The sequence below is a fragment of the Candidatus Avelusimicrobium sp. genome, from assembly GCF_051874775.1.
Lineage (GTDB): Bacteria > Elusimicrobiota > Elusimicrobia > Elusimicrobiales > Elusimicrobiaceae > Avelusimicrobium.
This window is the reverse complement of sequence record NZ_JBJEGE010000008.1, coordinates 1-15,155: the sequence shown is the minus strand read 5'-3', so window position 1 is coordinate 15,155 and position 15,155 is coordinate 1. Positions and strand designations below refer to the sequence as shown.

The following is a 15,155-nucleotide window of genomic DNA, read 5'->3' as shown; positions in this document are numbered from 1 at the left end:
AATGCTTTTCATCTTACGACTCCTCCTGCTGCGCAGGGGGAGTTTCATTTTTCATACGGTGTGGTACAGTGCGGGAGTATATCTAAATTAAGAAGTGGTAACAGCGGGTTGGGAAAAAGGGTAAGCCCCGCAGCGGCACCTTTTCGCTTTATTTCCGGCCTAAAATAAGCTATCCTATTATATATATTCTCCATTGGAGGGCTTATGCCTGAAAATCCGGTTTTAGAACGTGTATTATTTTCTGAAGAACAACTCGCTAAAAGAGTGGCCGAACTGGGCCGCCAAATTTCTGCCGATTACCGCGGAAAACAGCCGCTGTTTGTCGGTATTTTGCGCGGATGTATTTTGTTTTATTCTGACTTAATGAAAAACATCAGCGTGGACTGCAATATGGATTTTATGTGTTTGTCGTCTTATTCCGGCACGTCCAGCACCGGCCAGGTGCGCACCATGCTCGATTTGCGCGAGAGCATTAAAGGCCGCCACGTTGTGGTGGTGGAGGATATTGTGGATACGGGGCTGACGCTTGAGTATCTGCTGGGTAATTTAAGAAACCGCGGAGCGGCCAGTATCGAAATTTGCTGTCTGTTGGACAAACCCTGCAACCGTAAAGCCGAAGTGCATCCCAAATACGTCGGTTTTACCGTGGAGAACGAATTTGTTATCGGGTACGGCTTGGATTATAACGAGCTTTACCGCAACCTTCCTTATATCGGAGTATTTAGAAAATAATGAAGAACAAGAATCCGAACAGCCGCAGAATCATTTCTTTTGGCCAAATCGCCGCGTGGATTGCGGTGTTTGCGGTGGCCGTGTTTTTATTTAATAAGCCGTCGGCAAAACAAGCCGTATTGGATTATTCCGCTTTTAAACAGAAAGTGGCATCAGCAGAGGTATCGGATTTGACGGTGTCGTCGGGAGTCATCTCCGGTATGTACAAAAACGAGCAGGGCCAGTTTGTCCCGTTCAAAACCGTACGGATGGAGGACCCTTCTTTGGTGCAGGAACTCTCTGCGGCCAAAATTGCTTACAAAGCCGAAGCGGATAAAAGTTGGATTGGCAATATCTTATTTAATATTCTGTGGATTGTACTGCTCATCGGGTTGTGGTGGTTCATCTTTTTGCGTCCGCAGCGAAGCGACGGCAAAAGTGCAATGAATTTTGCCCGTTCCAAGGCCAAAATGCAGGACCCGTCTAAAAACACCGTTACGTTTAAAGATGTGGCCGGCTGCGAAGAAGCCAAAGAAGAACTGCAGGATGTTATCAAATTCTTGAAAAATCCGAAAAAATTTCAAAAGCTCGGCGGCAAGCTGCCCAAAGGCGTGCTGTTGTACGGCGCCCCCGGGACGGGTAAAACCCTTTTGGCCAAAGCTGTAGCGGGCGAAGCCGGAGTGGCGTTTTTCTCGGCTTCCGCTTCCGAGTTTGTGGAAATGTTCGTGGGCGTGGGCGCGGCGCGCGTGCGCGACTTGTTCGACCAAGCCAAAAAGAATTCTCCCGCCATTATTTTTATTGATGAATTAGACGCCGTCGGCAGACGCCGCTTTGCCGGTATCGGCGGCGGGCATGACGAACGCGAACAAACCTTAAACCAGCTGCTGATTGAACTGGACGGTTTTGAAAGTAAACAAGGCATTATTTTGATGGCGTCCACCAACCGCCCTGATGTATTAGACCCCGCGTTAATCCGCCCGGGCCGTTTTGACCGTCACATTTCCGTACCTGCGCCGGATTTAAAGGGCCGCGAAGATATTTTGAAAGTGCACGCCAAAAAAGTAAAACTGGCGGATGATGTAGATTTGAAAGTGGTTGCTAAAGGCACCCCCGGGTTTGTAGGGGCAGACCTTGCCAACGTGATCAATGAAGCCGCCATTTTGGCTGCCCGCGCCGATAAAGAAGCGGTGGAGAAAATTGATATGGACGAAGCGGTAGAACGCGTTATCGCGGGGCCGCAGAAAAAAAGCCGCATTATTTCCAAGCACGAGCGCGAAGTCATCGCCGCGCACGAAGTGGGCCATACCGTAGTCGCGCGGATGACGAACCATTCGGATCCGGTGCATAAAGTAACCATTATTCCCCGCGGGCAGGCGCTCGGTTATACGCTTCAGCTGCCGCTTGAAGATAAATTTTTAACGAGCAAATCCGAACTGTTGGACAAATTGTGTATTCTTTTGGCGGGCCGCGCGGCGGAAGAAATCGTGTTCGGGGAAATTACCTCCGGCGCGAGCGACGATTTGAACAAAACCATGGCTTACGCCCGCAAGATGGTGGTGGAGCTTGGAATGAGTGAAAAACTCGGGCCGATTGCACTGCCCAGCGGCGAAGAAAGCGAAGTGTTTTTGGGGCGCGATTTATCCCGCCACACCACGTATTCGGAAGAACTCGCCCGCACGATTGACGAAGAAATTATGAATTTGATTAAGTCGTCCTACGCACGCGCAAAGGAAATTATTGTTTCCCACCGCGCCGCGTTCGATAAATTGGTGGCCGTACTGCTTGAGAAAGAAGTAGTGGACGCTGCCGAAATTAACGACATTTTGGGCTTAAAACCCGCGGTGAAAGAGGACGCTTCGCCCGAGCCCGAAACGGCAGAACCCGCCAAAGAGGAACCGAAGGCGCCGAAGGACGTCCGTCCGGAAGCTAAACAAGCGGAACTTTTTGACTGAGTTTCACCGCTCTTGCGGGAAACTACCGCACGCCCGTTTGGGGTCGTTTTGCCAAACCCGCGCGCAAAAGGAAGTGTATTATGGGAAAATACTTCGGAACTGACGGCGTACGCGCCGTAGCAGGCGAGTTTCCGTTGGTGGATGATTTCATCCAAAAATTGGGGTATGCCGCATTAAAGCAACTGCAAAAATACGCCCAAAGCGAGCATCTAAAACCCCAAGTTATCATCGCGCAGGATTCCCGCGCGTCCGGCCCTGTCATTTTGGCGGCGCTTGAAAAAGGTATCCGCGCCAGCGGTGCAAACGTCATCAGTGTGGGGATTGCTCCCACTCCGGCAGTGGCGTACCTTGTGAAACAAACGGGCAGTTTGTGCGGCGTTGTTATTTCCGCCAGCCATAATCCTGCCGAATTTAACGGCATCAAGTTCTTTACCAACACCGGTACCAAATTGCCGGAAGAATTGGAAAATTCCATTGAATCTGAAATTGAATCGTTAACCTCTGTTCCCGAACCCAAGGGAACTTTTTCCACAGATAAGTCTCTCATCAAATTGTACGAACAATTTTTAATGTCCACTGTGGACGCGGACTTGTTAAAAGGCACCAAAGTAGTGTTGGATTGCGCCAACGGCGCCAGTTACAGCGTGGCCGTTAACGTGTTTGCGGGGCTGGGAATGAATGTGACCGTTACTGCAGCCAAGCCGGACGGCACGAATATCAATAAAAACGTCGGTGCATTGCATACCGAATTTATGCGGCAGCTGACGGTAAAAGAGAACGCGTTTGTCGGGTTTAGTTTTGACGGCGATGCGGACCGCGTAATAGCATCCGATGAAAAAGGCCGCCAATTAGACGGAGATAACATTATCGCTTCTTCCGCGTTGTGTATGAAAGAATCCGGCCGTTTGCGCGGCAATAAAGCGGTGCTGACCATTATGGCCAATCTAGGCTGCATCAATTATTTAAAAGAACACGGGGTGGATGTGGAACTGACTACCGTGGGTGACAAGTATGTTTCCGAAGCGCTTGAAAAAGGCGGCCTCTGCGTGGGGGGGGAAACATCCGGCCATATTATTTTTCGGGAATTTGCCAATACGGGCGACGGTGTGCTGTCCGCCTTGCAATTTTTGCAATTTATTAAACGTTCGGGCAAACCCGTCAGCTGGTTTTTTGACCAATGGACGCGTTATCCGAGCAAATTAAAAGCTATTACCGTTTCCCAAAAGCCGCCGCTTGAATCGTTGGATGGTTTTTTGCCCGGGGTAGCGAAAATTGAAAAGCAGATGAACGGTAAAGGCCGCGTCATTGTGCGCTACAGCGGTACTGAACCTAAACTGCGTATTTTAGTGGAAGGGGAAGAAGAAAAACTGGTGGACCTCGTAATGACGGAAGTGGAGACTTTGTACCGGGAAAAAACGGAGGTTTTTAAATGACTTTAAAATTAGGCGTTAACATTGACCATATTGCAACCTTGCGCCAAGCGCGCCGTGCGTCGTATCCGGATCCGGTGGATGCCGCAGCGGTGTGTTTGGATACGGGGGCGGATTACATTGTTGTCCATTTGCGTAAAGACCAGCGCCACATTAACGAAAAAGACGTGGCTCGTTTGTGCAAAACTTTTCCCCAACAAATTCATCTGGAATGTTCCTATACGCCGGAAATGGAGAAAGCCGCGCTTAAATACAAACCGTTTTCTGTTTGTATTGTGCCGGAAGAAGCCGGTGAAATAACTACTACTGGCGGTCTGAAATTTACACCTAAAGTGCAAAAACGGTTGATGGAGATGATTGAAAAACTCCATAAAAAGAAAATTTTAGTTAGTTTGTTTGTCAGCCCGGCGGCGGCGGATATCCGCACGGCGGCCAAACTGGGGGCGGATATTGTAGAACTCTGTACGCGCGACTACAGCGAAGCGGTGACGGCCAAAGCCTCCCGTAAACTCTTGCAGGATTTGGCACTGTCAACTTTGCTCGCTAAAGAGCTGGGGCTTGAAGTTCACGCAGGGCACGGGCTTGATTATCACAACGTGCTGGCGGTGGCGGACATTGGCGGTATAGCGTGTATGAATATCGGATTTTCTATCATCACGCGATCGGTGTTTGCGGGGCTGCCCGCGGCCGTAAGCGAAATGAAAGAGCTTTTATAAGGGGCGTCTATGTGTGGAATTATCGGATATGTGGGGAACAATAATAGTGTTCCTTACATCATAGACGGTCTTAAAAAATTGGAATACCGCGGGTACGATTCTGCCGGTATTTCCATTTTGCAAAACGGAAGTCTTGTAACGGTCCGTGCGGTAGGCAAAGTGGCGGAATTGGAAAAAGCCGCACTTTTGGCTAACCCCAAAGGTTCTACGGGTATCGGCCACACGCGCTGGGCCACACACGGCAAACCGAGCGAGGAAAACTCACACCCGCATACCGACTGCTCGGGAGACATCGTCGTTGTACATAACGGAATCATTGAAAATTATCTTACCTTGCGAGACAAGCTGCATTCGCTTGGCCACCGTTTTAAAAGCGAAACGGATACCGAGGTCATCGCACATTTAATTGAAGAAAATTTAAAACACGTTTCCGCCGAAACCGACGCGGAACTGCTTATTAAAGCCGTGCAAAAAACAAATGCGGAAATTTCCGGTGCATTTGCATACGGTGTCTTGTGGGCGCGTACCCCGGGGCTTTTGGTAGGCGTAAAAAACCAAAGCCCAATGGTGGTGGGTCTTGGTGAGAATGAGAATTTTTTAGCCTCCGATGTTCCCGCTTTCTTAAAACATACGAACAAAGTGTTGTTCCTGGAAGACGGCGAAATCGCCGTGCTGCGCGTGGACGGCGCAACGGTGCTTGGCAAGGACGGCAAAGTCAAAAAGCCAAAACCCGTTAAAATTTCTTGGGATCAGCAAACCGCCGAAAAAGGCGGATATCCGCATTTTATGCTGAAAGAAATTTACGACCAGCCCCAAGCCATTGAAGACACCCTGCGCACCGCGCGGGCCGACTTTGGCAAAATTCTGGGGCTGAATACGGAAGCGCTGCGCGGGCTTCAGAACATCCATATTATTGCCTGCGGTACGGCGTATCATGCGGGGCTTGTCGGCAAGTATTATATCGAACAGTTTGCCGGAATCCCCGTCAGCGTGGACCTGGCGAGCGAATACAAATACCGCACTGTTCCGCACCGCGTGGATACGTTGGCAATTGCCATCAGCCAGTCGGGCGAAACGGCCGATACCATCGGCGCGTTAAAAAAAGCCAAGTCGCTCGGGTTTCGTACGCTTGCCATTTGCAACGTGCTGGGTTCTACGCTTACGCGCACGTGCGACAGCACATTCTTTACCCACTGCGGGCCGGAAATCAGCGTGGCGTCCACCAAGGCGTTTACCAGCCAGATTACGTCGATGTACGCGCTGGCGATTTTCCTGGGCAACGCCAACGGGAACCTCAGCCAAAACGTATTTGACAAACTTTATAAAGAGCTGATGGCGCTGCCCAAAGCCATGAGCGAAGCGGTAAAAGACGAATATACCGTCCGCCACTTAACGCGCAAAATTTACAAAGCGGACCGCTTTATATTCTTGGGCCGCAACGTAAACTTCCCAATCGCGTTGGAAGGCGCGCTTAAATTAAAAGAAGTTTCTTACCGCAGTGCGGAAGGTTTTGCGGCGGGAGAAATCAAACACGGGCCGATTTCGATTATCGATAAAGGCACCCCTGTGTTTATGCTCATGCCGTACGACAGCCTGTTTGAAAAAATGCTTTCCGCCTGCCAGGAATGCCGCGCCCGCGGCGCGTTTGTGGTGGCCGTTACCACAGAGCAAGGAGCCAAGCAGGCCAAAGATGTGGCGGATAAAGTTATCCTCGTCCCGCAGGCGAGCGATTTTTTACAGCCCGTACTTAACGTGGTGCCCTTGCAATTTTTGGCGTATTGGATTGCCAAACGGCTGGGGTGCGATATTGACCAGCCGCGTAACCTGGCCAAGAGCGTAACGGTGGAATAATATGGAAATCATCGGCTTGGGAACGGATTTAATAGAAGTGGAACGTATTAAAGCGTTTGCCGAAAAGCCAGCCGCGCTTGCACGCATTTTTTCGGAAGAAGAAATTGCATACTGTTTGGCGCGCAAAAACCGGTACCAACATTTGGCAGTCCGGTTCGCGGCCAAAGAAGCTGTTTATAAAGCACTTCCTTTTGGTGGTGTTACGTTAAAAAGTATTTCTGTTGTCAATTTGGAAAGCGGCCGTCCCAAGGTGTACGTAAACGACCGCCGTTTTGACGGTCTTTGTGTTTTAATTTCGCTGTCGCATACCGAATATTATGCGATGGCTTCGGCGGTGGTGTACCGTGATTAAAAAAATAACGTGTGAAGAAGTCCGCTCTCTCTGGCCCGTTCGTCCGCAGGACGCCAACAAAGGTTCGTTTGGCCGCGTATTGGTGGTGGCGGGCTCGCGCACGATGTGCGGTGCGGGTTTTTTATGTGCCAAAAGCGCGCTGCTATCCGGGGCGGGGCTTGTGTTTTGGGCGCTTCCCAAAAGTATGCAGCCGTCTTTTGCTGCTGCTTTGCCGGAAGTCATTACACTGCCGCTAGCTGAAACGGATTCTGGCGAGCTGGCTGTGGAAGCGTTTGATGAACTGCAGTCGTTTTGTTCCAAGCGGAAACTGTCTTTGGCCGTGACCGGATCCGGTATGGGAACGAGTCCGCTCCTTTCCCGCTTGCTTGCAGAACTGGATTTGCCATTGGTGGCGGATGCAGACGCTCTTAATTGCTTGGCCGCACAAAATAGGCTTTCGTTGCACAGGCAGCCCGTCATTTATACGCCTCACGCGGGGGAAATGGCGCGGCTTTTGAAAACGGATATTGCGCGGGATGAAAAATCGCGCGAGCAACAAGTGCAAACCTTATCCCGTCAAACGGGCGGCGTATGCCTTTTAAAAGGTGCGGGAACGTTGGTGTGCAGGAGTTTGTCAAATGAGTCTTTTGAAATGCGTCAAAACACTACCGGAGGACCCGCTCTTGCCAAGGCCGGAACGGGAGACGTACTGGCGGGCGTGATTGCCGGTTTGTGGGCACAGCTTGGAAGGGCGGATGGATTTGATTTACAGTCTGCATTTTCCGCGGCGGTGTGCGGCGTCTACGTCCACGGGCTTGCGGGCGATTTAGCTGCGCGGAAATTAACGGACGGAGGGGTACTGGCCACAGACGTGGCTGAACATCTTCCGTATGCCGCCAAAGAAATTTTAAATTAATTTTGTAAGGAGAAAGTATGAATTCGCTGCTTTACGCCGTACTGGGTGGACTGGGTACGCTGGGAATTGTTTCTTTATTGGTTGTATGGTTTTGTATGCGCGCAGCCAAGAATGTACTTCACCCCGTTTCCAAACGCAAGCCGCTTGACGCGTGGCCGGACCAGTTTGGCCTGCCTTACGAAAATGTATGTTTTAAAACCGAGGATAAGGTTCAGCTGAAAGGTTGGTTTATCACCAGTGAATCAGACTCAAATAAAACGATTATTCTGATGCACGGCTGGGGAATGAACCGCGCCGATATTTTAAAGAATACGCATTTCTTGCGCGATTTGGGTTTTAACTTGTTTTACTTTGATTTCCGCGCGCTCGGCGAAAGCGGCGGAAAGACGAGTTCGATAGGATATTTGGAACTCAAAGACGTGGCGGCTGCTGTGCGTTTTTTAAAAGAAACGCGTCCGCAATTTTGCGAAAAAATCGGTCTGTACGGTCTTTCTATGGGGGGGATGGTGGCTATTTGCGAAGCCGCGCGCAATCCGGAAATTTCGTGTGTAGCGGCGGAAGCGTCGTATTATTCGTTTAGGCGCGTTGTATCGCGTTGGGCGTGGGTGCATCATCACGTGCCGTATTTCCCGCTGATTCCGATTATCCTGCACTATATTCGCAAATATTTGGGCGTGAATCCCGAACGTTACAGTCCCAAATACAATATTCCCAAAATTGCTCCGCGTCCGGTGTTTATTATTCACGGACGGTATGATAATTTAGTGCCAGCCGCACAGGCAAAACTGCTTTATAAGAATGCCGGAAAACCCAAGAATATCTGGTTGGTGCCTGGGGCTAAACACAATAAATGTGCCGAAGTGGGCGGATTTGAATACAAACAACGGTTGGCGGATTTTTTCCGGCAGAATTTATAAGCTGTGTCCATGCGCCGCCGTGGGCGTTTTTAGGAGAGATATGAAGGTTGTCATTTTTGATTTAGACGGTACGCTTTTAAATACCATTGCCGATTTGGCCGCCGCGGCCAACCACGCGTTGGGAGCGTTGGGCTTCCCCCGCCGCGCGGAAGAAGAGTGTGTGCAATTTGTGGGCAACGGCGTGACCAAATTGCTGGAACGCGCCTTGCCGGACGGTGCCAAAACCGCCGATAATGTGGAGCGTATGCGTGACGCGTTTTTTGAGTATTATGATGAACATTTATGGGATAAGACGTACATTTACGCCGGTGTGACAGAACTGTTGGAAGCGTTGCAGGCCCGCGGCGTTTTACTGGCCGTGGCGTCCAACAAATACCAGAGCGCAACGCAGCGGCTTGTAAAATATTTTTTCCCGCAAATTAAATTTCTGGAAGTGCTGGGCCAACGCCAAGGATTTCCCGTCAAGCCGGATCCGGATATTGTGAACGAAATTCTGCTTTCTGCCGGCGCGCGCAAAGAAGAGGTTTTATATGTCGGAGATTCGGATGTGGATATGCAAACGGCAAAAAACGCCGGCGTGCGCGTGTGTGCGGTTACGTGGGGATTCCGCTCGCGGGAACTATTAGAAAGTTTCCGTCCGGATTTTATTGCGGATACCGCGCGTGAAATTTTGACAATGATTTAGCCGTATACAAAACGGGAACGGGGAAAGTGTTTTTACCTTTTGCCCTTATTTCATTATTTTAAGAGTCCGATTTTGGGTGTTGCGCGGAAAATCATTGCATTTGCTTGTCCAAACTGCTATAATAAAGTGCGGGGTAGAGAAGCCTGGTATCTCGCAAGGCCCATAACCTTGAGATCACTGGTTCAAATCCAGTCCCCGCAAGATTTTAATACTTACCGCCCGAACGGGCGGTTTTTTTATGCCTTTGCACTTGGGAGACGGCGTATTATTATGTACAATACCATATAGCGGACGGGAACGTCCGATCAGGGAGGATAAGAGGATGAAAATAGCAGTATTTATCGGGGGAAATAAAGAATTTACCGCTTCGCGCCTGGGCGTAAAACTGGCCGAAGAATTGCAACACGCAGGGCACGAAGTAACTGTGCGCGCCGTGAAAGGGAAAGTAAAATGCGCGTCCGGCGTAACGCTCAAAGAATATGCCGCAGCGGCCAAACCCAAAACATTGGCCGCAACGCTTGTAAAAGAGGGCGTGGAGTTTGTTATCTCGCTGATGAATTTAGCCGCGTGTGAATGTGCTGCGGAAGCTAAAATCCCGTTCGTCTATGCGGAAGAAGAGAATTTTAAAGAGGACAAAGCCGTTAAAACCAAAAAAGCCCTGCTGAAAAAAGCCAAACAAGTGCTTGTTATTAAAACGACGGATAAACCTCTCAACAAGAAAAATTACACGGGTTTAAAAGTAACCGAAGTGGCCGGGCCCGCCGTGTGGGTGGAGCATTACAACTACAACAAACCCGCCTGCTTTAAAAAAGAAAACAACATTGTGGCCGTCGGCAAGCTGGCCAAAGATAGCGGTTTTGACATGCTGTTAAAAACATGGGCGCGGTTGGCTCCGGCCCATACGTCTTGGCATTTAACCATTGTGGGTGACGGAACGGCTAAAACCGCACTTAAAAAATTTATCGCAAAGCACGGGTTGGAAGCCAGTACGGAAATCGTGCCGGAATCCGCCGACGCGTACAGTTTGTTGCGTAACGCCGACATTTTCGCCTATCCGGCGGTAAACCCCTCTCGTACAGATATTTTGCTGGACGCTATGGCCAGCAAACTGCCGTGTGTGGCGTGTGAATCAACCCCTGTTACGGAACTGATTATTAACGGCGTAAACGGCGTCATCGTCAACGCGGGCGAAGAAGAACCGTTTACTATCGCGTTGGACGAAATGATGGTTAACTGGGGCCGCCGCGTAGGTATTGCAGTGGAAGCTGGGAAACTGAAAGATAAATTCCCATTTGCGGAGTTTGTCCGCGCGTTTTTAAATTTCATTTAACACGGGAGACCTTGCGTGCGCATCACGTGTGTAATTGGAACGTTGGGCGGAGGCGGGGCAGAACGTGTGATGACGTATTTGTCCGGCGGACTTGTCCTGTGCGGCCACGCGGTAACGCTTCTTACGTTAGACGATTCGGTGCCGGATTTTTATGATGTACCCGAAGGTGTAACCCGGGCACGCGTAAATTTACCTACGTTTAAAAAAGCGGGTTTTTTGGGCGGGGTTGTGCGTCTGTGGAAAATGACGTGTGCTTTGCGTCAAACACGACCGGACGTTGTAATCAGCTTTATGACGGTTAGCGTGTTAGCTGCGTGCCTTCTTTTACGCACACCGTACATTTATGCCGATCATTTGGACGTGCGCTATTTAACTTATTCCCGTAAATGGCAAATTTTGCGTAATTTTTTGCTTGCCCGTGCACACGCTGTTACAGTTTTATCGGAGCGGGACCGTAAATTTATTACGCGTTCTCATCCCAAATGGAAACCGCAGGTGATTTATAATCCCGCATTACCGATCAAACAATGTTTTTTGCCACGACCGGAGTTTATGCCGGCACGGTATCAATATGTGGTAGCGGTAGGGCGTTTGGCGCACCAAAAAGGGTTTGACCGCTTGCTTAAAGCGTGGCGGCGCGTATGCAGCGGATTTTCAAACTGGAAACTGCTTATCATCGGTACGGGTCCGGAAGAGAACAATTTAAAAAGCTTGGCTGATACGTTGGATATACAGCATTGTGTGCAGTTTGTTCCGCCCGTAAAGGAAGTGAATGCAGTCTACCGCCACGCACAGGTTTATGCAATGTCCTCCCGTGCGGAAGGTTTTCCGATGGTGCTTTTGGAAGCAATGGCCGCGGGGGTGCCCGCCGTTAGTTTTTCCTGTACGGGGCCAGATGTAATTATCCGCGACGGGGTAGACGGTTTTTTAGTTACGCCGGACAATACCGATGAGCTTGCCGAAAAATTAGCCGAACTGATGACAAACGAACCGCTCCGCGCCCAATTTGCCAAAAATGCGCGGCAGGTGATAAAGCGTTTTTCGCTGAAAGACTATATCGACGCGTATGAAAATTTATGTCTAAACGCCCGCAAATCAGCGTAATTATTCCCGTTTACAATGTGGAAGCGTATTTGGAAGAATGCCTCCAAAGTGTTGCGGCGCAAACCTTTGCGCCGTTAGAAGTTATTGTAGTAAATGACGGTTCTTCGGACGCCAGCGGCGATATTTGTAAATCATTTCTAGAACGGTACCCGAATTGGCTGTATGTGAAACAATCCAATCAAGGTGTCGCCGCGGCGCGGAAAAACGGATTGGAACGCGCCCAGGGGGAATATCTTGCGTTTGTGGATTCGGATGATGTGTTATCTCCCGAGTATTTTTCCTCTTTATGGGTGGTGCGGGAACAAACGGTGGCGGACTTGGTTATCGCGCCGATGTGCCGCTTTACGGAAGATAAGGAAAACTCTTTTGGGCCGGAAGGAACTTTTTGGAATGAACGCGTTTTAGCGGGAGTTACGCGCGCCCGGGTGTTTGAAAACTTTTCAGCTGCTCTTGCGTTATGCGGTAAACTTTTCAGCCGGGATTTGGCAAATAAAGCCGGGCTTACTTTTCCTTCTTTGCGCACGGGCGATGATATTTTACCGTCTATACAATTACTGGCCGGAGCCCAAACGCTCGCCCTTGCGCCGGGAGCCAAATATTACTACCGCCAGGCGCGACCTCTGTCGCAAAGCTCGTCTGGAGTCAATCGTTTTGAAGGGTTATTCGAAGGTTTTTTGCAAGCCAAAAAACACCTGGTAAACACGTGCCGATATAACGAGCTGGCCCCCGGCTTTGAACGCGTACGGTTTATTTGTTTGACGAGTTTTATGGAAAAATTCGGTTTAAACAAAACGCAGCGGGCTTTGCTGAAAGCGCATAAAGACGATTTGAAAGTTCCTCTTTTCGCCCGCCGGAATTGGCCTTGGAAGCTGCGCCTGCGGGTTAGTTTTCTATCCTTATGTTTGCGGTGCGGCTTGCCATATGACAAAGCGGTAAAATTCCTGCGCCGCTTGTGTTGTTTCCGTTAAACCCGCTCAAATAGCTGGCGGAGGAAATCGTCCCAATCGCCGCTGCGGCGCGTCAGCCAAAACAGCCCCGCCAAAAAGATTACTCCGCCGATGAGTACGGTTACAAACGGATTTGTACCCGCCCCGAAAAACGCGTACACGGCCGACGGAAACAGCGCAATCACGTTGACTGCCAGCAGCCGCGCCGCCCGGCGCAGGGACGGCCCGTAAGATATATACGGGCAATACTTGCTAAAGAATAAATAATTCAAATACAGCCCCACAAAACAGCACCCTACTTGTACATACGGAAACGCAAATGCGCCCCACGCGCGCACACTAGGCGGCGTCAGCACAATAAACAGTACAATGCCCGAGAGCGCATACGGCAGAAATTCTTTCAGTTTCCGTCCCGCCGCCACAACATTGTTTTGCATCAGGATTGGTCCCATGAACAGCATTAGTCCCAACAGCGGGCGCAGGAAAGCGGCGGCCTGACGGACGTCTTGCGCATCAAATTCGCCGCGTTTAAAAAACAGCGTGACGATTTCCGGTGCATAAAATGCCGTGAAAACCGCCAGCGGGGTTAAGAGAAAAAGCAAAAAGTGCAATGTGGACAAAAAGTCCGCATTTAGTTGGTTCGTGTCGTTTTTAGCGGCGCTTTCGGTCAGTTGGATTTTTGATACGTTGGTTACGCGCAGCGTTAAAATTTCGGTGGGGGATTCTGCCAGTTGTTTGGCATAGTTGAGCGCGCTGACAAGTCCCGCCGAAAGTCCGCTTAACAAATATAGCGGCAGTACACCGGCAGCGATATTGGCTAACTCAATGAGCTGGTTGCTGATGAGGTTTTTGACAAATACGTGTGAGGGCCGTTTCGGCTGCAGGAAAAAATTCCACGACAGTTCTTTTTTTAAAATCCATAAAAATACGATGATTTGAACGGCGTTTGCCGCCACAAAACCGTATACCATACTGACGATTCCCTCCGTCCGGCCTAACAGCACCAGACACGCTAGCGGCAACAGGGCGTTAAGCGGTGTAAAAAGCGAGGAGGCAAACCTGCGGTACATTTCCAACACTGCGATTAAATATGCTGTCAGCAGCTGCAGGCCGAACATCCAAAAGCTCCACGTCAGCAAATTCCGTTCCCGCACCAATTCCTCTATACTGAAAAGAGAAAGCGCTTCCATTACTTTCACGGGAAAGAAAATTCCCGCCGCTCCTAACGCAAGTGTAATCAGTAAATAAAAATATAAAAATCCGTTTAGGAGGGGGCGTCCTCCGCCGGTTGTTTGGGCGTCTAGCGTCATTGCTTCGGGAATGACCGCCGCCGCATTCATACGCTGTAGAAACGTCAGCCCGAAGCCTGTTGCCATAATTAGGTAAAAGTAGACGTCCGTTGCTCGGTCCGCGCCGAAATACAACGCCACCAAGAGGGCGTTGGCGAACGATACTATTTTCCACGCCAGCGTGGCGCCTACGGCCATTGCCGCGCCGCCGCGGTACGAAGTGGGCTTAAAAAGATGAACCATATTTGATATTATAATAATTTAGGAGAAGAATATCGTGACAACCCAATTTGAACCCGTTATCGGGCTGGAGATACACGTCCAGCTCGCCAGCAAAACTAAATTGTTTTGCTCTTGTCCCAACGGTGTGGGCGAGGATACCAAGCCCAATACCGCCGTCTGCCCCGTTTGCACGGGACACCCCGGCGTAATGCCGGTGTTAACCGAGGGTGCGCTGGCGCTTGCCGTGCGTGCAGGGCTCAGTATGAACTGCGCCGTCAATACCCGTTCCACTTTTTCGCGCAAGCATTATTTCTATCCGGATTTGCCTAAAGGCTACCAGATTACCCAGTATGACGAACCGATTAACGGCGCGGGATATATTGAAATTACTTTTGGACCGAAGGATAACTTGCAGAAAAAGAAAATCGGCATTCACCACGCCCATTTGGAAGAAGATGCGGCGAAATCCTCGCACTTTGCGGACTATTCGCTGGTGGACTATAACCGCGCCGGAAGCCCTCTTCTGGAAATCGTGTCTAGGCCGGACTTGCGTTCTCCGGACGAAGCATACGCGTATCTGACCGAAATCAAACGGTTGATGCGTTGGGTGGGAGCGTCCAACTGCGATATGGAAAAAGGCGAACTGCGTGTAGATGTAAACGTGTCGCTGCGCCCCGTCGGACAGGAAAAATTTGGCACGCGTGCGGAAATCAAAAATTTGAACTCGTTTAAAGCTGTTAAAGACGCGCTGACC

14 protein-coding genes and 1 tRNA gene are annotated in these 15,155 nt (G+C 50.1%); 14 read left to right on the top strand and 1 reads right to left on the bottom strand.

All coding sequences use genetic code 11. From position 1 onward, the window contains the following. The first annotated feature begins 204 nt into the window (after window positions 1-204). From hpt to ACI351_RS00995, 13 genes are all read left to right on the top strand, one after another. Entirely contained in the window at window positions 205-732 is a 528-nt protein-coding gene (gene hpt, locus ACI351_RS01055) for a hypoxanthine phosphoribosyltransferase (RefSeq protein ID WP_439733405.1), read from the top strand. Then, a complete protein-coding gene (ftsH, locus tag ACI351_RS01050; RefSeq protein WP_439733404.1) occupies window positions 732-2,663 on the top strand; it encodes an ATP-dependent zinc metalloprotease FtsH in 1,932 nt (643 codons plus the stop codon). The genes hpt and ftsH overlap by 1 nt, the downstream gene beginning before the upstream one ends. An 80-nt stretch (window positions 2,664-2,743) precedes the next feature. Continuing rightward, the gene (glmM, locus tag ACI351_RS01045) at window positions 2,744-4,096 is read left to right on the top strand and encodes a phosphoglucosamine mutase (RefSeq protein ID WP_439733403.1); all 1,353 of its coding nucleotides are present in this window, start codon (window positions 2,744-2,746) and stop codon (window positions 4,094-4,096) included. After that, a complete protein-coding gene (locus tag ACI351_RS01040; protein WP_439733402.1) occupies window positions 4,093-4,809 on the top strand; it encodes a pyridoxine 5'-phosphate synthase in 717 nt (238 codons plus the stop codon). Before glmM ends, ACI351_RS01040 begins: the two co-directional genes overlap by 4 nt. Window positions 4,810-4,818: 9 nt before the next feature. Further along, window positions 4,819-6,660: a glutamine--fructose-6-phosphate transaminase (isomerizing) gene (glmS, locus tag ACI351_RS01035; protein WP_439733401.1), complete on the top strand. Its 1,842-nt coding sequence runs from the start codon at window positions 4,819-4,821 to the stop codon at window positions 6,658-6,660. Between the two features lies 1 nt (window position 6,661). Continuing rightward, complete coding sequence (gene acpS, locus ACI351_RS01030) at window positions 6,662-7,012, top strand: holo-ACP synthase (protein WP_439733400.1); 351 nt, start codon at window positions 6,662-6,664, stop codon at window positions 7,010-7,012. After that, entirely contained in the window at window positions 7,005-7,907 is a 903-nt protein-coding gene (locus ACI351_RS01025; RefSeq protein ID WP_439733399.1) for an NAD(P)H-hydrate dehydratase, read from the top strand. Before acpS ends, ACI351_RS01025 begins: the two co-directional genes overlap by 8 nt. A 17-nt stretch (window positions 7,908-7,924) precedes the next feature. Then, window positions 7,925-8,824: an alpha/beta hydrolase gene (locus tag ACI351_RS01020; RefSeq protein ID WP_439733398.1), complete on the top strand. Its 900-nt coding sequence runs from the start codon at window positions 7,925-7,927 to the stop codon at window positions 8,822-8,824. A 40-nt stretch (window positions 8,825-8,864) separates the two neighbouring features. After that, window positions 8,865-9,509: an HAD family hydrolase gene (locus ACI351_RS01015; protein ID WP_439733397.1), complete on the top strand. Its 645-nt coding sequence runs from the start codon at window positions 8,865-8,867 to the stop codon at window positions 9,507-9,509. Window positions 9,510-9,636: 127 nt separating this feature from the next. Beyond that, a tRNA-Met gene (locus ACI351_RS01010) sits at window positions 9,637-9,710 on the top strand. A 121-nt stretch (window positions 9,711-9,831) separates the two neighbouring features. Next, window positions 9,832-10,839, top strand: coding sequence for a glycosyltransferase (locus tag ACI351_RS01005; RefSeq protein WP_439733396.1), 1,008 nt, complete (start codon window positions 9,832-9,834; stop codon window positions 10,837-10,839). Between the two features lie 15 nt (window positions 10,840-10,854). After that, the gene (locus ACI351_RS01000) at window positions 10,855-11,943 is read left to right on the top strand and encodes a glycosyltransferase family 4 protein (protein ID WP_439733395.1); all 1,089 of its coding nucleotides are present in this window, start codon (window positions 10,855-10,857) and stop codon (window positions 11,941-11,943) included. Then, window positions 11,916-12,911 carry a glycosyltransferase family 2 protein gene (locus ACI351_RS00995; RefSeq protein ID WP_439733394.1) on the top strand — a complete coding sequence of 332 codons (996 nt, stop codon included), beginning with the start codon at window positions 11,916-11,918 and terminating at the stop codon, window positions 12,909-12,911. The genes ACI351_RS01000 and ACI351_RS00995 overlap by 28 nt, the downstream gene beginning before the upstream one ends. Here ACI351_RS00995 and ACI351_RS00990 read toward each other — a convergent pair. Further along, window positions 12,908-14,422 (bottom strand): lipid II flippase MurJ, encoded by a 1,515-nt coding sequence (locus ACI351_RS00990; RefSeq protein WP_439733393.1) that lies wholly within the window; start codon window positions 14,420-14,422, stop codon window positions 12,908-12,910. The genes ACI351_RS00995 and ACI351_RS00990 overlap by 4 nt on opposite strands. Before the next feature lie 34 nt (window positions 14,423-14,456). Here ACI351_RS00990 and gatB point away from each other — a divergent pair. Further along, window positions 14,457-15,155: Asp-tRNA(Asn)/Glu-tRNA(Gln) amidotransferase subunit GatB (gene gatB, locus ACI351_RS00985; protein WP_439733392.1), on the top strand; the 699-nt coding region annotated here is incomplete at its 3' end.